Genomic DNA, 21,159 nt, shown 5'->3' with positions numbered 1-21,159 from the left:
TTCGCTCAGCCCGCGGGATTCCGGCGGCCCGAACCGGGTCGGCCCGGACTCGGTAGGCCCGGCCGGCGCCGGCGCCGGCCTCGACTCGAGCGATCCCGACGAGCTGCCCCCGTACCTGCGCACCCGCGAGCCCTCCGAGCGCGGCGACCAGGCCTACCCGCCGCTGCCCGAAGCGCTCGTGGTGCCGGTGTACGACAACCACACGCACCTCGAGATCGCCGACGGCGACGACCCGATCGACTTCCGCGAGCAGCTCGACCGCGCGTCGGCGGTCGGCGTGCGCGGTGTCGTGCAAGTCGGCACCGACGTCGAGACCAGCCGCTGGTCGGCCCGGCAGGCCGCCCGAGAACCGCGGATGCTGGCGGCCGTCGCCCTGCACCCCAACGAGGCCCCCGAGTTGGCGGCCGCCGGTGAGCTCGACGACGCGCTGGCCGAGATCGCCGAGCTGGCCACCTGGCCGCGGGTGCGCGCGGTAGGCGAGACCGGGCTCGACTTCTTCCGCACCGGCGAAGACGGCCGCGACGCGCAGTACCGCTCGTTCGAGGCGCACATCGCCATCGCGAAGGAGAACGGCATCGCGCTGCAGATCCACGACCGCGACGCGCACGCCGAGGTGGTGGCCACGCTGAAGCGCGTCGGAGCCCCGGAGCGCACGGTGTTCCACTGCTTCTCGGGCGACGCCGAGTTCGCCCGGTTGTGCGCCGACAACGGCTGGTACATGTCGTTCGCCGGCAACGTCACGTTCAAGAACGCCGGCACGCTCCGCGAGGCCCTCGAGGTCGCCCCGCGCGCGCTGCTGCTGGTGGAGACGGATGCGCCCTACCTCACGCCCACCCCGTACCGCGGGCGGCCGAACGCCCCCTACCTGGTTCCGCACACCCTGCGGGCGATGGCGGCACACCTCGGCACCGACGTCTCGATGCTGGCGGCGCAGATCTCGTCCAACACCGAACTCGTCTACGGCCGCTGGGAAGACGACGCGGTGGAGGCTCGATGAGCGACGCCTCCGGCACCGGCGCGGGCGCCGCATCCGGAACCGGCGCCGCATCCGGAACCGCCGGCGCATCCGGAACCGCCGGCGCATCCGGAACCGCCGGCGCGTCCGGAACCGACGGCGCGGCGGGCTCCCCGAGCCCCTCGGTCTCGTTGCTCGGCCCCGCCGAGATCCGCGACCTGGCGGCGCTGCTCGACCTCACGCCCACCAAGAAGCTGGGCCAGAACTTCGTCATCGACGCCAACACGGTGCGCAAGATCGTGCGGGTGGCCAAGGTCGAGGCCGGCGACACGGTCGTCGAGGTGGGCCCCGGGCTCGGCTCGCTGACCCTGGGGCTGCTGGAGGCGGGGGCGGCGGTGGTCGCGGTCGAGATCGACTCGCGACTGGCCGAACAGCTGCCGCTGACGGTGTCGCAGCTGGCGCCCGAGGCCGACCTGACGGTGATCCGCGAAGACGCGCTGCGCATCCGGGAACTGCCGGATGCCCCGTCTCGGCTGGTGGCGAATTTGCCGTACAACGTCTCGGTGCCGGTGCTGCTGCACTTTCTCGAGCACTTCCCGTCGATCCGCTCCGGCGTCGTCATGGTGCAGGCCGAGGTGGGGCACCGGCTCGCCGCGGCGCCCGGCTCGAAGGTCTACGGATCGCCGTCGGTGAAGGCCGCCTGGTACGGCGACTGGCGCACGGCCGGGCAGGTGAGCCGGCAGGTGTTCTGGCCGGTGCCGAACGTCGACTCGGTGCTCGTGGGCTTCGAGCGGGTCGGCTCGGGGCTCGACACCGAGGAGCTGCGGGTGCGCACCTTCGAGATCGTGGACGCGGCGTTCCAGCAGCGCCGCAAGATGCTGCGGCAGGCGCTCTCGGTGGTGCTCGGCGACTCGCAGGAGGCTTCGCGGTTGCTCGAGGCGGCCGGCGTCGCCCCCACCGCGCGCGGCGAAGAGCTCACGGTGCACGACTTCTTGGCGATCGCCCGCGCCTCGCTGGCCTGACCCGCGCCCCGCATCCGGTTCACCCCGGCGAGTTTCAGACGGACCTCGTGCACTGTGCACGAACTCGGCGTGAGACTCGCTGGAGTGAACGGTCACGCGAGTCGCGGGGCGGCTGAGGGCTGCCGCGCGCACCCCCGCGTCACAATGCGTCTTCTTCTTACCCCGTGTTGCGGGCCGGCTCGCGTCGGCGCGGCCGCGCCGAATACGGTCGGCAGATGCCCACGCACATCGACACCATCGTGGTCGGCGGGGGAGTCATGGGCTCCGCCGCGGCCTGGCAGCTGGCCCGCCGGGGTGCCGAAGTGGCGCTGTTCGGGCGCTCCGGAGCGCGGGGAGGTGCCCGCGCGGCGGCGCGCACGGCGCCGTTCTCGCTGGCTCGCACGGACGCGCTCGAGCTGCGCCTGCTGGCCGATGCGCACGCCCTCTGGCGCACGCTGGAGCGCGAGTCCGGCACGGCCGTGCTCGCGCGGACGGGTGGTGTCGAACACGGTGACCCGGCCGAGCTCGACGAGCTCGCACGGGTGCTCCCGCACCTGGGCTTCGCCGCCGAACCCGTCAGCGGTGCCGAGGCGCAGGCCCGATGGCCGGGACTGCGCGCCGACGGCGCCGCCCTGCACACGCCGGAGGCCGGATCGCTCGACGCCGGTGCCGCCGTCCAGGCCCTGCAGCGTGAGGCCGGCCGCGCCGGCGCCGCCCTGCACACCGCGCACCAGGTCACGCGCATCCGCATCCTGGGCGACGACCTCACACGGATCGAGGTGGTGCCCGTCGACTCCGATGGTGAGCCATCGGGGGAACCCGAGGAGTTCGACAGCCGGCGCCTGATCGTGACGCTCGGCGCCTGGACGGCCAAGCTGCTCGGATCGGTGCTCGTGCTTCCCCGGCTCGCCGTCTCGCAGGAGTACGGCATCCGCTTCGCCCTGAGGGGTGAGGATGCGGGCGTGCCCTCGTTCACGCACCACCCGCGCTCGAGCGATCCGCACTACCGGTTCTGGCCCTCGTCGCTCTCCGGAGCGGTGGCGCCCGGGCGGGTGCCGGACTCCGGCACGGGAGGCACACGCGCTCTCGGAAGTGGCAGCCGCCTCGCCGCCGGTGGCGGCGGCGGCACCGCGCGCACCTCACCCGGCATCGGCGCGCCCGCCGGTGAGGGTGCGCCCGCCATCTTCGAGCACGGAGACCTCTCGCTCGGCTGGGCGGCACCTGGGGCGGCGACCGAGCCGGATGCCCGTGACCCGCGCCCGGACGAGCGCGAGCGCTCCGCCTTGCTGCGCTACGCCCACGACTGGCTGCCGGGCGTCGATGCCGACCGGTTCGACGAGTTCGCGACCGTGCGCGCTGCGACACGGGATGGCCGGTTCGTGCTCGACCGTGTGGGGCCGGTGGCCGTGGCGACCGCGTTCTCGCGACGGGACTTCGCGCTGGCGCCGACGATCGGCGAGCTGCTCGCTGATCTGGTGGAGGGCATCCGCGCTCCCGCCGCCTTCTCGCTGAAGGGCGAGCGCCGGGCCGCCGCTCTCGCCTCGCGCTGATCCTCGGCGTCATCACCGGTTGTCCGCAATCCGACGTCATCTGGCAGTGCCGCGAGTGCATATGCCTTCCGGCGCATGCGACCATCGAGCGTGACCACAGAATCTCCGGCTCCCGTCTCTCTGGCCGCGCTGCGCTGGGGAATCCCGGACGCCCGCCTATCCGTTCTCCTGCTTCACGGGCTCACGTCGGCCGCCGGTACCTGGTGGCGTATCGCGAGCGGGCTGGCGGATGCCGGGTATTCGGTCACTGCTCCCGACCTGCGTGGCCATGGCGCGTCGCCCCGCACCGAGGGCTATCGCCTGGCGGCCTATGCCGCCGACGTCGCGGCCCTGCGGCCCGGTGGGCCCGGAGCCGGTGGACCGGGAGCAGATGGGCCCTGGGACCTGGTGATCGGCCACTCGCTCGGCGCAGCCGTCGCGGTGAAGGCCGCCGAATCGCATCCGGGCTGGAGCAGGGCGCTGCTGCTCCTGGATCCGGTGCTCACCGTCACCGAGAGAGAGCACGACTCCCTGCTGGCCGAGCTGCTCGCCGACCTCCGACAGCTCGACGCCGATGCCCTGCGGCAGGCGAACCCGCGCTGGGACAGCGAAGACGCCGTGCAGAAGGTGAACGCGGTGCGCCTGGTGAGCCCCCGCGTGGTCGAGCGCACCGTGCTCGACAATCCCGACTGGCAGCTCGAAGACGCCGTCGAGCGCGTGAGCGCCGGCGTCCGGGTGCGGGCCCTCGCCGCCGATCCGGTGCGCGGTGCCTCGTTCACGGCCGAGGCCGGTGAGCGCCTGAGCGCGGGGCAGCCGTTGTTCGATTACGCCGTGGTGCCGGATGCCGGTCACTCCGTGCACCGCGACGACCCGGCTCGGGTGCTCGCCGAGGTGCTCGCCCTGCTGCCCTGAGCCGCTCGGCCTGATCCGCTCGCCCTGGCCCGCTCGGCTTGGCCCGCTCGCGGGAGTCCGCGCACGCCTGCGCGCGCATCCTGGCCCGGCGACGGCCAATATGTCGGAGTGTGACCGAGTGTGAAGAATGGGACTGCACGTCTCGTAGGCTGGACACACGGCCTGCGCAGGTGACCACACCCCGCGTGCACGGCCGTCATCCGCAGCACGACCCGTCATCACACAGCACCGACCGCTTCCATAAGGGGATACCCATGTCGAAATTCGCACGCCGGCTCGGCGCGGCCGCCATCGCCGCCGGCCTCGTGGCCTCCGTGGCCGCCTGCTCGAGCTCGGGCACCGGTTCGGGCGACGCATCCAGCACCGATGCCGCCTCCGACAACTCGATCATCCTGATCACGCCCACGCCGATCGGCTCGAACAACTTCCTGCAGCTGGCCAAGGACGGCGCGGAGGAGGCCGGCGAGAAGTACGGCGCCAGCGTCGACGTGTACGAGAGCGAAGACCCCACCAGCATCCAGCAGAACTTCGACGCCGCGCTCCGCGAGAAGCCCAGCATCATCATCGGCGTGAGCTTCAGCGTGCTCGACCAGTTCACCGAGGCCGCCGCCGACAACCCCGACCAGCAGTTCCTGCTGATCGACACCTCGGCCGAGAACCCCACCGAGAACCTCACGGCCGCCGTCTTCAAGGAGTACGAGGCCACCTACCTCACCGGTGTCGAGGCGGGCCTGCTCACCGAGAAGAACAGCGTCGGCGTCGTCGCCGCGCTCGACACCCCCTTCATCCACCGCTGGATCGACCCCTTCTTCGCCGGCGCCACGAGCGTCGACCCGGGCGTCAAGACGGCCGCGCAGTTCGTCGGCGGCGACAACCCGTTCGGTGACCAGGCGCGTGCCAAGGCGCAGGCGCAGATCCTCGCCGACAGCGGCGCCGACTACGTGCAGGCGGCCGCGTCCGGCGGTAACACCGGCGTGTTCGAGGCCGCGGCCGAGAACGGCTTCAAGGCCTTCGGCGTCGACACCAACCAGTGCCTCGAGTCGCCCGGCAACGTGGTCGACAACGCCATCAAGCGCGTCGACGTGGCCCTGGTGAACTCGGTCGGCGACATCCTCGACGGCAAGACCGGCGGCTTCACCTCCTACGGTCTGGCCGAAGGCGGCGTGGGCCTCACCGGCCTCGAAGACGGCGTGGCCGACTCGCAGTGCCTGATCGCCGACCACCCCGACGTGATCGAGAAGGTCGCCGCCGTGCGCGACCAGATCATCTCCGGCGAGATCGTCGTGGCCGACCCGCTGACCGCTGGATGACCTCTAGATGACCTCTGAAACCGGCACCGCCGCTCCCGCGGTCGAACTGATCGGGATCGGCAAGAGATTCGGCGCCGTCGTGGCCAACGACGGCGTCGATCTCGTGCTGCGCCGCGGCTCCGTGCACGCCGTGATGGGCGAGAACGGGGCCGGCAAGTCGACGCTCATGTCGATGCTCTTCGGTCTGCTCGAGCCGGATGCGGGTGAGATCCGGGTCGATGGCAAGACTGTGCGCTTCACCGGCCCGCTCGACGCCATCGCCGCCGGGCTCGGGATGGTGCACCAGCACTTCCGCCTGTTCGACTCGATGACCGTTGCCGAGAACGTCGTCTACGGCGCCGAGCCGCGCCGGCGGGGGCGGCTCGACCGGGCCGCCGCGGCCGCACGCGTGCGCGAGCTGAGCGACCGCTACGGTCTCGAGACGTCACCGGATGCCGTGGTCGGCACACTCTCGGCCGGCGCCCGCCAGCGCGTCGAGATCCTGAAGGCACTGCACCGCGAGGCCCGCATCCTGATTCTGGACGAGCCCACCGCCGTGCTGACGCCGAGCGAGGTCGACTCGCTGTTCGCGGTCATCCGCCGGGCCGCCGACGACGGCAGCACCGTGGTGATCGTGACGCACAAGATCCACGAAGTGCTCGCGGTGAGCGACGAGGTGACCGTGCTGCGCGACGGCCGTGTGACGGGGCGGTTCGCCACCGCCTCCGCCACCGGGGAGCAGCTCGTGCACGCCATGACCGGGCGCGAGATCGAGGTCGTGCAGAACCCCCGATCGGGCACGCCCGGCGAGGTGGCGCTGTCGGTCGAGGATCTGTCGGTGACGGATGCCGGTGCGGGAGTCACCCACATCGACGCCGTGTCGCTCACCGTGCGCCGCGGCGAGATCGTGGGCGTGGCCGGCGTCTCGGGCAACGGCCAGCACGAGCTGGTGGCCGCCGTGCTCGGCACGATCCCGGCGACGGCCGGCACGGTGCGCCTGCTGGGTGAGGACGTGACGGTGCGACCGGTGCGCGAGCGCCGGGCACTGGGGCTCGCGGTCATCCCCGAAGACCGTCGCGGCGAGGGCAGCGCGGTCACGATGTCGGTGGCCGAGAACGTGACCCTCGGGCATCACCGCAGTGCTCCGATCGGGGCGACCCGGGGCATCCGCCGCGGCTGGATGTCGCTGCGCGCCGAGCGCTCCCGGGCCCGCGACCTCATCCGCGACTACGACGTGCGCACCTCGGGCGAGCAGCAGCCGATCGGCTCGCTCTCCGGCGGCAACGCGCAGAAGGTCGTCATCGCGCGCGAGCTCTCGCACGAGGCTCCCGTGCTGATCGCCGAGCAGCCCACGCAGGGCGTCGACGTGGGGGCCATCGAGTCGATCCACGGGCGCCTGCTGGAGTACCGCGCCGGCGGCGGCGCCATCCTGCTCGTCTCGCACGAGATCAGCGAGCTGCTCGCGCTCGCCGACCGCGTCCTGGTGATGTACGCCGGCCGAATCGTCGCCGAGCTCGCCGGCGCCGAGGCCACCACGGCCCGCATCGGCGCCGCGATGGCGGGTGCGGCCGCCCACGACGCCCCCGCCGCTCCCGATCCCGTGCTCGATCCCGAAGGGCCCCGCGCATGAGTACCACCGAACGCCCTCCCGTGCCGTCGGCAGACGCCCCGCCCGCGCGGCACCGCGCCGCGCGCCTGCTCGGCGCTGCGCTCCGGCATCCGGCTGTCGTGCCGATCGGCGCGGTCGTGCTCGCGCTGCTCATCGGCGCCGTCATCATCCTGGCCGCCGGCCTCAACCCCATCACCGCCTACGCCGCCGTCATCGACGGAGCCCTCAACCCCGACTCGCTCGACTACACCTTCTCGGTGTGGGGGTTCATCTGCGGCATGGCGCTGGCCGCCGCGATCCCGCTCCGGATGGGCGAGTTCAACCTGGGCGGCAACGGCCAGCTCGTGCTCGGCGGCCTCACCGCCGCGGTCATCGCCGGCTACGCCCCGCTGCCCGGCCCGATCGTCATCCCGCTCGCCGTGCTCGGCGCCGCCGTGGTCTCGGGTGCGTTCGGCGCCCTCTCGGCGCCACTGGCCACCCGCTTCGGCATCCCGATCATCATCTCGACTCTGCTGCTCTCCCCGGTGGCGGTCGCCGTCGGCTCCTACCTCGTGCGGTTCCAGATCGGGGAGAGCGGATCGGCCGTCGCGCAGACCCCGCGTCTTCCCGAGGGCGCCCGGATGTGGGCGCTCGGCGACCTCTCCTACTCCAACGTCGGTCTGCTGATCATCATCGCGATGATGGTGGTGTTCTGGCTGGTCGACACCCGCAGCGCGGTCGGCTACGAGCTGCGTGTGGTCGGAGCCAACCGCCGCTTCGGCGCCTACGGCGGCGTGCGCGTCGGCCGCCTCGCCCTCGGCGCCATGGTGGCCGCCGGTGCCGCGGCCGGCATCGTGGGGGCGATCATCGTGATGAGCTCGCCCTACCGCCTCATCGACGGCGCCCTCATCTCGCCCGGCTACACCTTCGCCGGCCTCGCCGCGGCGCTGCTCGCGGGCGGCCGCCCGGCCCTCATCCCGGTGACCGCCATCCTGTTCACCGTGTTGCAGGTCGGCGGCGCCGCGATGGAGCGCTCGGCCGACGTGCCGCGTCAGCTCTCCGACGTGCTGCAGGGCGTCGTGATCGTGGTGCTGGCCCTGCGCACAGTTCTCGACCAGCGCCGGAGCGAACGGAGCTCCGCCTGATGCACGTCTTCGAACTCGGCTTCATCGCGGCCGTGCTGCTCGCGGCCACGCCCATCCTCTACGCCGCCCTGGCCGGCGCCATCTCGGCGCAGGTGGGCGTGTTCAACATCGCCCTCGAGGGCCAGATGCTGTGGGGCGCGTTCGCCGCGGTCGCCGGCAGCTACTACACCGGCAGCGCCTGGGGCGGGGTGCTCACCGCCGTCATCAGCACCGCGCTGTTCGCGGTCATCCTCGCGATCGGCGCGGCGCGCTGGAAGGCCGATCCGATCATCATCGCCATCGGCACCAACCTGCTCGCGATCGGCCTCACCGGCTTTCTGCTGCGCGTGCTGTTCGACGTCTCGGGATCGTTCTCGCCCACCGGGTTGCAGGGGCTGCCGAAGATGGCGTTCCTCGCCGACGTGCCGGTGATCGGCCCGGTCTTCGCCGGGCAGACAGCCCTCGTGCCGCTCGCCTTCGTGGTGATCGTGGCCGTGGGGGTGTGGCTGAAGACGACACCGGCCGGTCTTCGCCTGCGCGGGGTGGGCGAGCATCCGGATGCCGCCGCCAGCCTGGGCGTGAACGTCGCGAGCTACCAGAGCTGGACCACGATCGCCGCCGGCGCCCTCTGCGGCATCGCCGGAGCGCAGCTGGCCCTCGGCAACGTGACCGTGTTCACCGAGAACATGACCGCGGGCCGCGGCTGGATCGCCGTGGCCGCCGTGATGCTGGTGGCGGGCCGCCCGCTGTGGCTGCCGTTGGCGTGCCTCGGCTTCGGCGCGGCCGAGGCGCTCGGCTTCCGGCTGCAGGGCATCGGCGCTCCGCAGCAGCTGACGGATGCCGCGCCCTACGCCATCACGCTGCTCGTGCTCGTGCTCACCCGGGTGCGTTTCGCGCGCCGCCGCCAGACCGTGGCGTGACCCGCACGGTCGCGAATCCGCTAGACCTGTAACCGACCTCTCCGATCTCCGGCTCCTTCCGAAAGGCTCACCCGATGACCGACATCGCTCCCCGCGAGACCCGCCACATCGTGCTCGACACCGACACGGGCATCGACGACGCCCTCGCGCTGCTCTATCTGGCGGGCCGCGACGACGTCGAGATCTCGGCCATCACGAGCGTCTACGGCAACACCCCGGTGGAGGCCGCACTCACCAACATCGCGCGCGTGCTGAAGGTGGCGGGGCTTGACGACACCCTCGTGGCCAAGGGCGCCGCCGGACCGATCGAGGGCGAGGCGCGGATCGCCTCGCACGTGCACGGCCACGACGGCCTCGGAGACCTGTGGTCGGAGCCGATCGTGCCGAAGAACCTCTCGCCGCTCAGCTCGGCTGAACTGCTGGTCGAACTCGGCCGCTCGCGCCCCGGCTACTACGACCTGCTGCCGGTCGGCCCGCTCACCAACATCGGCCTCGCGCTCGAGATCGAGCCCGAGCTGCTCACGCTCTACCGCTCGGTGGTCATCATGGGCGGCTCGGGCCCGTTCCCGCCGCTCGGCACCGTGCAGATGGTCGACGCCAACATCCACAACGACTCCGTGGCCGCCGCCCGGATGTTCGCCGCCCCGCGCAACCAGCTCGTGATGGTGGGCGTGAACGTCACGGCCGGCACGATCGTCGACGAGCAGGCCGTGCAGGCGTTGCACCGCGCGGGCACGGAGTGGGGCACCTTCTCGGCGCAGATCCTCGAGGCCTACATGGACTTCTACCAGGTGGCCTGGGGCCGCCGCGTCTCGCCCGCCCACGACGGCCTCGCCGCCGCGCTGCTCGTGCAGCCCGAGTGGATCACCTCCTCGGTGTCGGGCCCGGTTAACATCACCACCGACGGCTTCTTCACCCGTGCGCACCTGATGCAGACCGCGGAAGGGCTGCCCGTCAGCTGGCCCACCGAAGACGCGCCCGACACGCTCGTCGTGCTGGATGTGGACCGCCAGGCGTTCCTGGCCGATTTCATCCGCGTGCTGTCGGGCCACTGACGCCGACCGCCCCGGGTGCCGGATGCCCTGGCCCGGGGCGCCGACCCCCGTGCACGGGGCATCCCGCCGCTTGGGATAGGTTGGTTTCATGAGCAGTCGGGGCGTCACGAAGTCCGTGCACGTGCGGGCCCCGGGCAAGATCAACGTCTTCCTCAAGGTCGGCGCCGTGATGGACGACGGCTACCACGACGTGGCCACCGCCTACCAGGCCGTCTCGCTCTACGAAGACGTCTACGCCTCGCCGGCGAGCGACTTCTCGGTGGAGTTCGGCGGTCACATCGACACCTCGGGCCTGGAGACCGACGGCTCGAACCTCGCCATCCGTGCGGCCCGGCTGCTGGCGCGCCGCACGGGATTCCGAGAGGGCGTGCACCTGCGCATCGAGAAGAACGTGCCGATCGCGGGCGGCATGGGCGGCGGATCGGCGGATGCCGCGGCCACCCTGCTCGCCTGCGACACCCTGTGGGGCACCGAGATCGGCCGTGAAGAGCTGATCTCCCTGGCCTCCGAGCTCGGTGCCGACGTGCCCTTCGCCTTCACCGGCGGCACGGCGATCGGGACGGGCCGCGGCGATCAGCTGAGCCCGGCGCTGGCCAAGGGCACCTTCCAATGGGTGCTCGTGCTGCCCGAGCACGGACTCTCGACGCCTGCCGTCTATCAGGAGCTGGACCGCCATCGTGAGCGGCACGCGCAGGACATCTTCCCGGCACAGGGGCAGCCGGTGGTCGACGCCGACGTGCTGCAGGCCCTCCGAGCCGGCGACCCCCACATGCTCGCCGAGTCGTTGCACAACGACCTTCAGGCCCCGTCGCTGCACCTGCACCCGGGCCTTGCCACCGTGCTCGAGACGGGCGAGGCGAACGGCGCCCTCGCGGGCCTCGTCTCCGGCTCCGGCCCCACGGTCGCCTTCCTGACGGCCGACCTCGACAACGCCCTGGAACTGCAGATCGCCCTCAGCGCCGCGCGCCACCACGTGGTGCGTGTCACCGGCCCCGTGGCCGGCGCCCGAGTCGTCTCCGACTGATCCGCCTTCCTCGAGAGGTCAGAGCGGGAGCAGGGCGCGCACGGGGACGGCGGCGAAGCCGGCATCCGCCAGGGCGGCTCGGCCACCGAGTTCTTCGAGTTCGATCACCACCGCGATGCCGGCCACCTGCAGGCCGGCGCGTGCCATCAGACGCAGCGTGGCGGCGAGGGTGCCGCCCGTGGCGAGCACGTCGTCGACGACCACCACGCGGGAGCCGGCGGGCATCGTGTCGGGGTGCACCTCGAGGGTCGCCGATCCGTATTCCAGCGCGTAGCTCTCGGCCAGCACCCGACCGGGCAGCTTGCCCGCCTTGCGGACCGCGAGCATGCCGAGCCCACCGGCCACGGCCGCCGCGGCACCGAGCACGAACCCGCGCGCCTCGACGCCGACGACCGCGTCGATCGCCTCGGGTCCTTCGAGCAAGGCGCCGGCGACAGTGCGCAGCGAATCGGCGTCGGCGAACAGGCCCGAGAGATCCCGGAACAGGATGCCCGGGCTCGGGAAGTCAGGAGTCTCGGTCATCCCGGAACGGATGACGGCGGCGATGTCGGCGGGTGCGGGGGGCATCCGTCCATGCTAGCCAGCGCAGCGGGGGCCTCTCGACGCGCCGCAGGTCGAGAGGGCACGCCCTCGGTAGAGTGGCGCCATGCGCACAGCGTTCGGGGTCATCCGCATCATCGCCGCCGGTGTCATCATCGCGGCCATCGTGGCGCAGCTGGTGCACAGCATCACGCTGGTTCCGGATGTGACGCACTTCCTGGTGAACTTCTTCAGCTACTTCACCATCCTCTCCAACGCGCTGGCCGCCGTCGCGTTGCTGATCGGGGCCTACTACTCGTTCACCCGTCGTCGCGATCCGGCCTGGTACAACCTCTCGCTCGCGGCGGTCGTCACCTACATGGCGACCACGGGCGTCGTGTACAACCTGCTGCTGCGAAACATCCCCCTCGATCAGGGCAGCACCGTGCCGTGGTCGAACGAGGTGCTGCACCTGATCGCGCCGATCTACATCGTGCTGGTCTGGATCCTCACGCCCGGCAAGTCGGCTCTCAAGTGGCCCTCGATCTGGACGATCATCGCCTTCCCGCTGGCCTGGTCGGTCTACACGATGATCCGCGGGCCGCTCGTCGGCTGGTACCCGTACCCGTTCCTGAACCCGGCGCAGCCCGGCGGATACGGCGCCGTGGCCGTGTATGTGGTGGCGATCGCCGGCTTCATCGGCCTGATGGCCTGCGTGGTGATAGCCCTCAGCCGCACGAAGATCCTCGCGCGCTAGCCTCTCAGGCGAAGCGCGGGTCGTCCAGCGCGGGGGAGTCGGTGGCGGTCGCATCCGTCATCGGGCGGGCATCGCCCCACCATTCGCGCAGGTCGTCGCCGTGCAAGACGAACGGATCGCCTTCGGCATCGGGAGCGTCGGCCTCGCGCAGAACGCCGTCGGTCGCGGTGATCGCCAAGGGGGAGTCGCTCGCGAACAGCAGCGCATTGCCGAGCGGGGCCGGCAGCCGCGGTGACACGTCGAGCACCAGCGCCACATGGGCGAACACCGCCGCGACCGTGGCGGCCTGGGCGCGCAGGTAGTCGAAGTCGCCGCCGTCGAGCAGATTCACCGCCACCAGGCCGCCGGGCTCGGTGACCGCCGCGACCGAGGCGTAGAACTCGGCGCTCGCCACGTGGGCGTCGATCCGCGCCGCCTCCCACAGGTCGACGACCACCAGCTCGGCACGCTTCTCGCTCGTGGTGACGGAGCTCCTTCCGGTGCCGTCAGCCCGGAGTCCGGCAGCCAGCAACGAGCGCCGCTGCGTGCGCTCCAGCACCCGCCGCGCTTCGCCGTACAGCATCCGGATGCGGTTGCCGGGCGGCAGCGGGAGCGCCGTCAGCACCGCGCGGCAGAGCTCCCGCTCCTTCTCGACGACGAGCTGTTCCGACCCAGGACGGCTCACGGCGAGGTAGCGCGGCAGCGTCAGCGCCCCCGCGCCCAGGTGCAGGCAGCGCAGCGGCTGACCGGCCGGCGCGTGGGCCTCCACGGCCCGCGCGATCTGGCGCACGTACGGGTAGGCGAGGCGACGCGGATCGGTCAGGCACACCCGCGACTGCGGTATCCCGTCCACCCGCAGCTCGTAGCTGAGCGTCGCATCGTCGACGAGGGCGAGGCGTGCGCCGTGGTGAGCGAGGGCGAACGAGAAACCCGGGAGACGATCATCCATTCCACCAGCCTAAAAACCCTGCCTGAGAAAACCTCAGTAAAAACAGCGACTTCACCCACCGAATCACCCGTGGCCGATCGGGGCTGTCCGGGGCGCTCATGCCGGGTCAGCGCGCGGGGCCCACCCATCCGCGCCCTGTACTCTCGACGGGTGGCTCATCTTCTGGGCGCTGAGGCGCTCCATCTCGAATACCCCACCCGAGTCATCTTCGACTCCGTCACCGTCGGCATCGACGAGGGAGACCGGATCGGCATCGTCGGCCGTAACGGCGACGGCAAGTCGACCCTGCTCTCGTTGCTCTCGGGGCGCATCGAACCCGACGCCGGGCGGGTCACCCGCCGTCGCGGCGTGACGCTCGGGATGCTCGACCAGGCCGACACGGTCGACTCGTCCCTCACGGTCGCCCAGGCCGTCGTCGGCGACCTCGACGAGCACGAATGGGCCGGCGATGCCAAGATCCGCGACGTCATCGGGGGACTGCTCGGCGACGTCGACTGGAACGCCGTCATCGGCACCCTCTCGGGCGGTCAGCGCCGCCGCGTGGCGCTCGCGGCCCTGCTGGTCGGCGACTGGGACGTCATCTTCCTCGACGAGCCCACCAACCACCTCGACGTGGAAGGCATCGCCTGGCTCGCGCAGCACCTGAAGAAGCGCTGGCCGGCCGGCTCCGGCGGCCTCGCCGTCGTGACGCACGACCGGTGGTTCCTCGACGAGGTCTCCACCGACACCTGGGAGGTGCACGACCGCATCATCGAGCCCTTCGAGGGCGGATACGCGGCCTACATCCTGCAACGCGTCGAGCGCGACCGGATGGCGAACGTGATGGAGTCCAAGCGCCAGAACCTGATGAAGAAGGAGCTGGCGTGGCTTCGCCGCGGCGCTCCGGCCCGCACCGCGAAGCCCAAGTTCCGCATCGCGGCCGCCGAAGAGCTGATCGCCGACGAGCCGCCCATCCGTGACACGGTCTCGCTCACCCAGATGGCGACGGCGCGGCTCGGAAAGGATGTCGTCGACATCCTCGACGTCTCGGTCTCGTTCGGCGACAAGCTCGTGCTCGAGGGCGTGGAGTGGCGCATCGCGCCCGGCGAGCGCACCGGCATCCTGGGCGTCAACGGCGCCGGTAAGTCGACCCTGCTCGGTCTCGTCACGGGCGCCGTGCAGCCCACCACGGGTCGCGTGAAGCACGGCAAGACCGTGAAGATCGCCACGCTCACGCAGCAGCTCGCCGAGCTCGAGGACGTGCAGAACGACCGCGTCAGCGAGGTCATCGGCCGCTACCGCACCTCGTACGTGGCGGGCGGCAAGGAGCTGACCCCGGGTCAGCTGCTCGAGCGTCTCGGCTTCACCAGCGCGCAGCTGATGACCCCGGTGAAAGACCTCTCCGGTGGGCAGAAGCGCCGCCTGCAGCTGCTGCTGATCCTGCTCGACGAGCCGAACGTGCTCATCCTCGACGAGCCCACCAACGACCTCGACACCGACATGCTCGCGGCGCTGGAAGACCTGCTCGACTCCTTCCCCGGCACGCTGCTGGTCGTCTCGCACGACCGGTACCTGCTGGAGCGGGTCACCGACCAACAGTACGCCGTGCTCGACCACCGCTTCCGGCACCTGCCCGGCGGTCTCGAGCAGTACCTCACGCTGCGCAAGCAGGGGGCGGGGTCGGCGGATGCCCGGGCCCGCGACCGCGGCCCCGGTGGTACCTCGTCGAGTCTGCCGCCGGCGGGGTCGGATGCCGCGGGCGGAGCATCCGGAACCGGCGCTGCCGCAGCATCCGGAGCCGGCAAGCCCGCGCTCGCCGGAGCCGAGCTGCGCGCCGCCGAGAAGGAGCGCTCCTCGCTCGAGCGCCGCATCAACAAGCTCACCGGCCAGATCGACACCCTGCACCACCGCATCGCCGAGTTCGACCAGTCCGACTACGTCGGCCTCGGTGCTCTCACGACCGAGCTGCAGACCCTCGAGACCCAGATCGCCGAGTACGAGACCCGCTGGCTGGAGCTCTCCGAACTCCTCGACTGACCGGCCCGTCAGGCCATTTCGATGCTGAGGCGGCGGAGGAGGGCCGCGAGGCGCTCCTGGTCGGCTCGGGAGAGGCCGGAGAGCAGCTCGGCCTCGGCCTGGACGAGGTGCGAGATCGCGGCGTCGACGCGGTCGCGACCGGAGGCCGTCATCGACACGAGCACACCGCGGCCGTCGTTCGGGTCGGTGCGGCGCTGCACGAGATCGCGGCGCACCATGCCGTCGATGCGGTTGGTCATGGTGCCGCTGGAGACGTACGTCTGCTCCAGCAGTGCCTTCGGGCTCAGCTCGTGCGGCGCTCCCGCGCGGCGCAGCGCGGCCAGCACGTCGAACTCCCAGGGCTCCAGTTCGGCCGTGGCGAAGGAGGCCCGACGCGTCTTCTCGAGCTGCTTCGCGAGGCGGGAGACCCGCGACAGAACCTTCAGCGGCGAGAAGTCGAGCGACGGATGCTCGCGCGCCCAGGCGTCGACGATCTCGTCGACGGTGTCGCGGGAGTCCCTGACGTTCATCCCTCCATTATCGTGCCCGAACCTCTGGCAGACTGGACTATTGCGCCGGGAGCCATCCCGGCGATCCGCCTTGGTGTAATGGCAGCACGACAGCCTTTGGAGCTGTTAGGTCTAGGTTCGAACCCTGGAGGCGGAGCGGTCTTGTGGGTCGCTGTCCGGCCCTCGGATCTTTTGGTTTCGGCCTTCGGTGGGCTGCGCCCAAGGCGGCGGAAACCAAAAGATCCGAGGGCCGGACAGCTCGCGCACGACCTTGAAGGACGAGAAGAGGACCTCATGACTGACCAGAAGCTCGCGATCATCGTCCTGGCCGCAGGCCAGGGCACCCGGATGAAGTCCTCCACCCCCAAGCTGCTGCACGAGATCGCGGGCGTTCCGCTGATCGGCCACGTGCTCGCCACGGCCGGCGAACTGGATGCCGCCTACACCGTGAGCGTGGTGCGGCACGAGCGCGACCGCGTGGTCGAGGTGATCGAAGACCACTTCCCGTCGAGCATCATTGTCGATCAGGACGACCTGCCGGGCACCGGCCGCGCCGTCGAGCAGGCCGTCGCCGGCCTCCCCGACGACTTCGACGGCGACGTGCTCGTCGTCTCCGGCGACGTCCCCCTGCTGGATGCCGACACCCTGCGCGGTCTCATCGCCGAGCACCGGGCCACCGCCGCCTCCGCCACGCTGCTGAGCGCCGAGCTCGAGGATGCCACGGGCTACGGCCGCATCGTGCGCACGGCCGACGGGATGCTCGACCGCATCGTGGAGCACAAAGACGCCACCGACTCCGAGCGGGCCCTGCACGAGATCAACGCGGGCGTCTACGTGTTCGGCGTGCACGAGCTGCGCGACCAGCTGGCTCGCGTCACCACCGAGAACGCCCAGGGCGAGAAGTACCTCACCGACGTGATCGGCCTGTTGCGCCGCGCCGGATCCGACGTGGCCGCCGTCACCGTGGCCGAGCCGTGGCTCGTCTCCGGTGTCAACGACCGCGCCCAGCTCTCGGCGGCGGCCCTCAAGCTCAACGCGCTGATCGTGCGCGGCTGGCAGCTGAACGGCGTCACCGTCGTCGACCCCGCCACCACCTGGATCGACCTCAAGTCGAGCCTCGCCGAAGACGTGACGATCCTCCCCGGCACCCAGATCAAGGGCGCCACCAGCATCGCGCGCGGAGCCACGGTCGGTCCCGACACCACTCTGGTGGACTGCGAGGTGGGCGAGGATGCGGTCGTGAAGCGCACCGACGCGACCCTCAGCGTGATCGGCGTCGGAGCATCCGTGGGCCCGTTCGCCTACCTGCGGCCCAACACCGTGCTGGACGCCGACGGCAAGATCGGCACCTTCGTCGAGACGAAGAACTCGCACATCGGCCCCGGCAGCAAGGTGCCGCACCTCAGCTACATCGGCGACACCGAGGTCGGCCAGGGCTCGAACGTGGGCGCCGGCACGATCACCGCGAACTACGACGGCGTGAACAAGCACCGCACGGTTGTGGGGTCGCACGTGCGCACCGGATCGCACAACGTGTTCGTCGCCCCCGTTAGGATTGGTGACGGCGCCTACACGGGTGCCGGAACGGTCGTCCGCAAAGACGTTCCCGCTGGTGCTCTCGCGATCAACGTGGCTCCCCAGCGGAACATGGCCGGCTGGGTCGAGCAGAATCGGCCCGGATCGGCGGCGGCGCAGGCGGCCCAGGCGGAGCAGTCCGCACAGCACTCGGCGCAGGCGCCGGACGAGATCGGAGAATAGGTGTCCGGAATCAAGGCCAGCGGTGAGAAGAGCCTCGTCGTCGTCTCAGGGCGAGCGCATCTGAAGCTGGCGGAGGACATCGCGGCCGAGCTCGGCACAGAACTCGTCGAGACCGAGGCCCGCACCTTCGCGAACGGCGAGCTCTACATCCGCTACGGCGAGAGCGTGCGCGGCAGCGACGTGTTCGTCATCCAGTCGCACACCGCTCCCATCAACGAGTGGCTGATGGAACAGCTGATCATGGTCGATGCCCTCAAGCGCGCCAGTGCCAAGCGGATCACCGTGGTCGCCCCGTTCTACCCCTACGCCCGGCAGGACAAGAAGGGCCGCGGCCGCGAGCCCATCTCGGCCCGCCTGGTTGCCGACCTGTTCAAGGCCGCCGGCGCCGACCGCATCATGTCGGTCGACCTGCACGCCGCGCAGATCCAGGGCTTCTTCGACGGCCCGGTCGACCACCTCTTCGCCATGCCGGTGCTGCTCGAGCACATGCGCAAGTCGCTGGACCCCGCCACGCTCACCGTCGTCAGCCCCGACATGGGCCGCGTGCGCGTGGCCGACATCTGGAGCGACAAGCTCGGCGTACCGCTGGCCATCATCCACAAGCGCCGCGACCCGCGGGTGCCCAACCAGGTGAGCGTGCACGAGATCGTCGGCGACGTGAACGGCCGCGTCTGCCTGCTGGTCGACGACCTGATCGACACCGGCCGCACGATCGTCGCCGCTGCCGAGGCGCTCAAGGCCAACGGCGCCACGGGTGTCGTGGTCGCGGCCACGCACGCCGTGTTCTCCGACCCGGCCACCGAGATCCTGCAGTCCGACTTCATCGACTCGGTCGTCGTCACCGACACCCTGCCGCTGCCGCCGGAGAAGCACTGGGATCGCCTCACCGTGCTGCCGATCGCCCCGCTGATCGCCCGCGCGATCCACGAGGTGTTCTCCGACGGCTCGGTCACCACGATGTTCGACGGCGACGCGTAGGGATCGTTTCGGGCTTAAACTAAGCCACATGAGCACTGCGTCGATCGACACCTTCACGCCCGAAGCGGGCGCCGTCACCATGTTCTCCACGAGCTGGTGCGGATACTGCGCGCGGCTGAAGAAGCAGCTCGACGCGCAGGGCATCGCCTACACCGAGGTGAACATCGAAGAGGTCGAGGGCACGGCCGAGCTGGTGGCCTCGGTCAACGGCGGCAACCAGACCGTGCCGACGCTCATCTTCCCCGACGGCTCCACGGCCACCAACCCCTCGGCGCGCGAAGTCGCCGAGCGCATCGGCTGAGGCTCGTGGCCGATCGCACCCCCTGGTCGCTCTCGGGCGCTCTCCGCGGCATGTTCGCGAAGCGCACGATCGACGCCGAGACCTGGGAAGACCTCGAAGACGCCCTGCTGAAGGCCGACTTCGGGCCCACCGTCACCGAGGCCGTGGTCGACGACCTGCGCGCCAAGGTGCAGCGCTACAACACCACCGACCCGAAAGACCTGCAGCGGATGCTGCGCGAGTCGATCGAAGAGCGCCTCGCCGCGTACGACCCCACGCTGAAACTCACCGAGCGGCCGGCCGTGGTGCTGGTCGTCGGCGTGAACGGCGTCGGCAAGACCACGACGATCGGCAAGTTCGCGCGCTTCCTCAAGACCTACAATCGCACGGTCGTCGTGGGTGCGGCCGACACCTTCCGTGCCGCCGCCGTCGAGCAGCTGGCCACCTGGGCCGAGCGCGCGGGCGCGGCGATCGTGCGCCCGCAGCACGAGGGGCAGGATCCCGCGTCGGTGGCGTTCCAGACCATCGAGATGGCCAAGAACACCGGCACCGAGATCGTCATCATCGACACCGCCGGCCGCCTGCAGACCAAGGGCGGTCTGATGGACGAGCTGGGCAAGATCCGCCGCGTCATCGAGAAGCAGGCCCCGGTGGCCGAGGTGCTGCTGGTGCTGGATGCGACGACCGGGCAGAACGGACTCGCCCAGGCGGATGCCTTCATCCAGCACGCCGGCGTGACCGGCCTCGTCATCACCAAGCTCGACGGCTCGGCCAAGGCTGGCTTCGTGCTCGCGGTGCAGGAGAAGACCGGCATCCCGATCAAACTCGTCGGCCAGGGCGAGGGCATCAACGACTTGACGGGCTTCACGCCGCACGTGTTCGCGCAGAACCTGGTGGGTTAGGCGAAAGCCCGGCCTTCGTCGACCCGGTCGACGAAGGCCTCCAGCAACGGCAGGGTCTGCGGGTGGCGCGGGGTGTCGGCGTGGGTCGCTCCGTCGAGAACGTGCCATTCGGCCTGGGGCAGCTGCGCGCGGAGGTGCTCCATCGCCGTGAGCCGCTCCCGGTCGCGCGTGCCGGCCAGCAGCAGCACGGGCATGGGCAGGGCGGCGAGTTCGGCATCCGTCACGCGGGGCAGGCGCTCCGCCTCGCGCATGTAGGCGGCCAGGGCGGCGGCGTCGTTCGCGTCAAACGCCATCCGTGTGGCGGAGTCGACGGGGTGACCGGATGCGCGCTCCCACGCCTGAAGAAACCCTGCCATTCCGCCGAGCTCGAGCGCTGCGATCGCGCCGTCGAAGAACACCCGGTCGAACACGCCGAGGCCCGTACCGGGCGCGCCCGCGACGCTGGAGAGGCTGATCACGCGATCCGGATGCGAGGCCGCCACCGCGAGGGCGACGCGCGCTCCGAGCGAGTAGCCCACGACGTGAGCGGCGGGCACGTCCAGCGCGTCGAGCACCGCGATCACGTCGCCGACGAAGAGGTCGATGCCGTACGAGGTCGATGCGTGCGGCTTGTCACTCCGGCCGTGGCCGCGCAGGTCGAGTGTGATGACCCGGTGCGTGCGGCCCAGGGCGCTGAGGTAGCCGAAGCCACGCCAGATGGCCTGGGAGAGGGCGGTGCCGTGCAGCAGCACGATCGGTGTGCCCTGGCCGGTGCTGCGGTAGGCGATCCGGGAGCCGTCGGCGGGGTTCGTGGCGTAGTCCATCCCCAAAAGAATACCGCCGCAGCCAGAGCTCATTTATTGGCCTCTTGAGGCATATCCAATCGGCGTGCAGAGTACAACCAATCACCTCATGCCCGATGAGGTGGATCCTCGCCTCGCAACCAATCCGCAGCACGGAGGTGCGCCCATGATCTTCTTTCTCGCTCTTCTCGCGACCGCCGCCCTCATCGGCATCGTCGGCGCGGTGCTCGACCTGGTACGCGACGGCTACCGCCGCCTGCCCTCGCGACCCGAGGCGGTGTGGGCGGTGCGGCCGGCCGAGCCGGTCGGTATCGAGCTGGATCCGACGCGCTCCTGACGCCGGGCGGTGCAGTA

21 protein-coding genes and 1 tRNA gene are annotated in these 21,159 nt (G+C 70.9%); 18 read left to right on the top strand and 4 right to left on the bottom strand.

The window, feature by feature from the left end:
- The first annotated feature begins 115 nt into the window (after nucleotides 1–115).
- From Q0D75_RS09470 to Q0D75_RS09425, 10 genes are all read left to right on the top strand, one after another.
- Nucleotides 116–997: a TatD family hydrolase gene (locus Q0D75_RS09470; protein ID WP_291052370.1), complete on the top strand. Its 882-nt coding sequence runs from the start codon at nucleotides 116–118 to the stop codon at nucleotides 995–997.
- Complete coding sequence (rsmA, locus tag Q0D75_RS09465; RefSeq protein ID WP_291052313.1) at nucleotides 994–1,977, top strand: 16S rRNA (adenine(1518)-N(6)/adenine(1519)-N(6))-dimethyltransferase RsmA; 984 nt, start codon at nucleotides 994–996, stop codon at nucleotides 1,975–1,977. The genes Q0D75_RS09470 and rsmA overlap by 4 nt, the downstream gene beginning before the upstream one ends.
- Nucleotides 1,978–2,192: 215 nt before the next feature.
- Nucleotides 2,193–3,506 carry an FAD-dependent oxidoreductase gene (locus Q0D75_RS09460; protein WP_291052311.1) on the top strand — a complete coding sequence of 438 codons (1,314 nt, stop codon included), beginning with the start codon at nucleotides 2,193–2,195 and terminating at the stop codon, nucleotides 3,504–3,506.
- Between the two features lie 90 nt (nucleotides 3,507–3,596).
- Nucleotides 3,597–4,397 (top strand): alpha/beta hydrolase, encoded by an 801-nt coding sequence (locus Q0D75_RS09455; RefSeq protein WP_291052309.1) that lies wholly within the window; start codon nucleotides 3,597–3,599, stop codon nucleotides 4,395–4,397.
- Between the two features lie 254 nt (nucleotides 4,398–4,651).
- Entirely contained in the window at nucleotides 4,652–5,707 is a 1,056-nt protein-coding gene (locus Q0D75_RS09450; RefSeq protein WP_291052305.1) for a BMP family ABC transporter substrate-binding protein, read from the top strand.
- Nucleotides 5,708–5,714: 7 nt separating this feature from the next.
- Nucleotides 5,715–7,316: an ABC transporter ATP-binding protein gene (locus tag Q0D75_RS09445; RefSeq protein ID WP_291052302.1), complete on the top strand. Its 1,602-nt coding sequence runs from the start codon at nucleotides 5,715–5,717 to the stop codon at nucleotides 7,314–7,316.
- Nucleotides 7,313–8,419, top strand: a complete 1,107-nt coding sequence (locus Q0D75_RS09440) for a hypothetical protein (protein WP_291052299.1) — start codon at nucleotides 7,313–7,315, stop codon at nucleotides 8,417–8,419. The genes Q0D75_RS09445 and Q0D75_RS09440 overlap by 4 nt, the downstream gene beginning before the upstream one ends.
- A complete protein-coding gene (locus Q0D75_RS09435; RefSeq protein ID WP_291052296.1) occupies nucleotides 8,419–9,318 on the top strand; it encodes an ABC transporter permease in 900 nt (299 codons plus the stop codon). The genes Q0D75_RS09440 and Q0D75_RS09435 overlap by 1 nt, the downstream gene beginning before the upstream one ends.
- Before the next feature lie 74 nt (nucleotides 9,319–9,392).
- Entirely contained in the window at nucleotides 9,393–10,373 is a 981-nt protein-coding gene (locus Q0D75_RS09430; RefSeq protein WP_291052292.1) for a nucleoside hydrolase, read from the top strand.
- Between the two features lie 88 nt (nucleotides 10,374–10,461).
- Nucleotides 10,462–11,397, top strand: a complete 936-nt coding sequence (locus tag Q0D75_RS09425) for a 4-(cytidine 5'-diphospho)-2-C-methyl-D-erythritol kinase (protein ID WP_291052289.1) — start codon at nucleotides 10,462–10,464, stop codon at nucleotides 11,395–11,397.
- Between the two features lie 18 nt (nucleotides 11,398–11,415).
- On the opposite strand, the gene Q0D75_RS09420 is transcribed toward Q0D75_RS09425, so the two are convergent.
- On the bottom strand, nucleotides 11,416–11,964 hold the full coding sequence (locus tag Q0D75_RS09420) for an adenine phosphoribosyltransferase (RefSeq protein WP_291052286.1): 549 nt from the start codon (nucleotides 11,962–11,964) through the stop codon (nucleotides 11,416–11,418).
- Between the two features lie 79 nt (nucleotides 11,965–12,043).
- Here Q0D75_RS09420 and Q0D75_RS09415 point away from each other — a divergent pair, with 79 nt between their 5' ends.
- The gene (locus Q0D75_RS09415; RefSeq protein WP_291052283.1) at nucleotides 12,044–12,673 is read left to right on the top strand and encodes a Pr6Pr family membrane protein; all 630 of its coding nucleotides are present in this window, start codon (nucleotides 12,044–12,046) and stop codon (nucleotides 12,671–12,673) included.
- A 4-nt stretch (nucleotides 12,674–12,677) separates the two neighbouring features.
- Here Q0D75_RS09415 and Q0D75_RS09410 read toward each other — a convergent pair whose 3' ends face one another.
- Nucleotides 12,678–13,601, bottom strand: coding sequence for a spermine synthase (locus Q0D75_RS09410; RefSeq protein WP_291052280.1), 924 nt, complete (start codon nucleotides 13,599–13,601; stop codon nucleotides 12,678–12,680).
- Nucleotides 13,602–13,751: 150 nt separating this feature from the next.
- Between Q0D75_RS09410 and Q0D75_RS09405 the strand changes: the two genes are divergently transcribed.
- The gene (locus Q0D75_RS09405; protein WP_291052275.1) at nucleotides 13,752–15,617 is read left to right on the top strand and encodes an ABC-F family ATP-binding cassette domain-containing protein; all 1,866 of its coding nucleotides are present in this window, start codon (nucleotides 13,752–13,754) and stop codon (nucleotides 15,615–15,617) included.
- Between the two features lie 8 nt (nucleotides 15,618–15,625).
- Here Q0D75_RS09405 and Q0D75_RS09400 read toward each other — a convergent pair whose 3' ends face one another.
- Complete coding sequence (locus tag Q0D75_RS09400; RefSeq protein ID WP_291052274.1) at nucleotides 15,626–16,126, bottom strand: MarR family transcriptional regulator; 501 nt, start codon at nucleotides 16,124–16,126, stop codon at nucleotides 15,626–15,628.
- A 64-nt stretch (nucleotides 16,127–16,190) separates the two neighbouring features.
- On the opposite strand from Q0D75_RS09400, the gene Q0D75_RS09395 reads away from it, so the two are divergent.
- The 5 genes from Q0D75_RS09395 (at nucleotide 16,191) to ftsY (ending at nucleotide 20,023) form a co-directional block, all read left to right on the top strand.
- A tRNA-Gln gene (locus tag Q0D75_RS09395) sits at nucleotides 16,191–16,262 on the top strand.
- A gap of 137 nt (nucleotides 16,263–16,399) precedes the next feature.
- Nucleotides 16,400–17,863, top strand: a complete 1,464-nt coding sequence (gene glmU, locus Q0D75_RS09390; RefSeq protein WP_291052272.1) for a bifunctional UDP-N-acetylglucosamine diphosphorylase/glucosamine-1-phosphate N-acetyltransferase GlmU — start codon at nucleotides 16,400–16,402, stop codon at nucleotides 17,861–17,863.
- Complete coding sequence (locus Q0D75_RS09385) at nucleotides 17,864–18,841, top strand: ribose-phosphate diphosphokinase (protein WP_291052269.1); 978 nt, start codon at nucleotides 17,864–17,866, stop codon at nucleotides 18,839–18,841.
- 28 nt (nucleotides 18,842–18,869) lie between these two features.
- Complete coding sequence (locus Q0D75_RS09380) at nucleotides 18,870–19,142, top strand: mycoredoxin (RefSeq protein WP_291052266.1); 273 nt, start codon at nucleotides 18,870–18,872, stop codon at nucleotides 19,140–19,142.
- Nucleotides 19,143–19,147: 5 nt separating this feature from the next.
- Complete coding sequence (gene ftsY / locus Q0D75_RS09375; protein ID WP_291052264.1) at nucleotides 19,148–20,023, top strand: signal recognition particle-docking protein FtsY; 876 nt, start codon at nucleotides 19,148–19,150, stop codon at nucleotides 20,021–20,023.
- Here the strand turns inward: ftsY and Q0D75_RS09370 are convergent.
- Nucleotides 20,020–20,826 carry an alpha/beta fold hydrolase gene (locus Q0D75_RS09370; protein ID WP_291052260.1) on the bottom strand — a complete coding sequence of 269 codons (807 nt, stop codon included), beginning with the start codon at nucleotides 20,824–20,826 and terminating at the stop codon, nucleotides 20,020–20,022. The genes ftsY and Q0D75_RS09370 overlap by 4 nt on opposite strands.
- 145 nt (nucleotides 20,827–20,971) lie before the next feature.
- On the opposite strand from Q0D75_RS09370, the gene Q0D75_RS09365 reads away from it, so the two are divergent.
- A complete protein-coding gene (locus Q0D75_RS09365; protein WP_291052257.1) occupies nucleotides 20,972–21,142 on the top strand; it encodes a hypothetical protein in 171 nt (56 codons plus the stop codon).
- The last annotated feature ends 17 nt before the right edge of the window (nucleotides 21,143–21,159 follow it).

The sequence above is a fragment of the Herbiconiux sp. genome (assembly GCF_023264855.1).
In the GTDB taxonomy this organism is placed as follows: domain Bacteria; phylum Actinomycetota; class Actinomycetes; order Actinomycetales; family Microbacteriaceae; genus Herbiconiux.
This window is presented reverse-complemented; position numbering and strand designations above follow the sequence as displayed.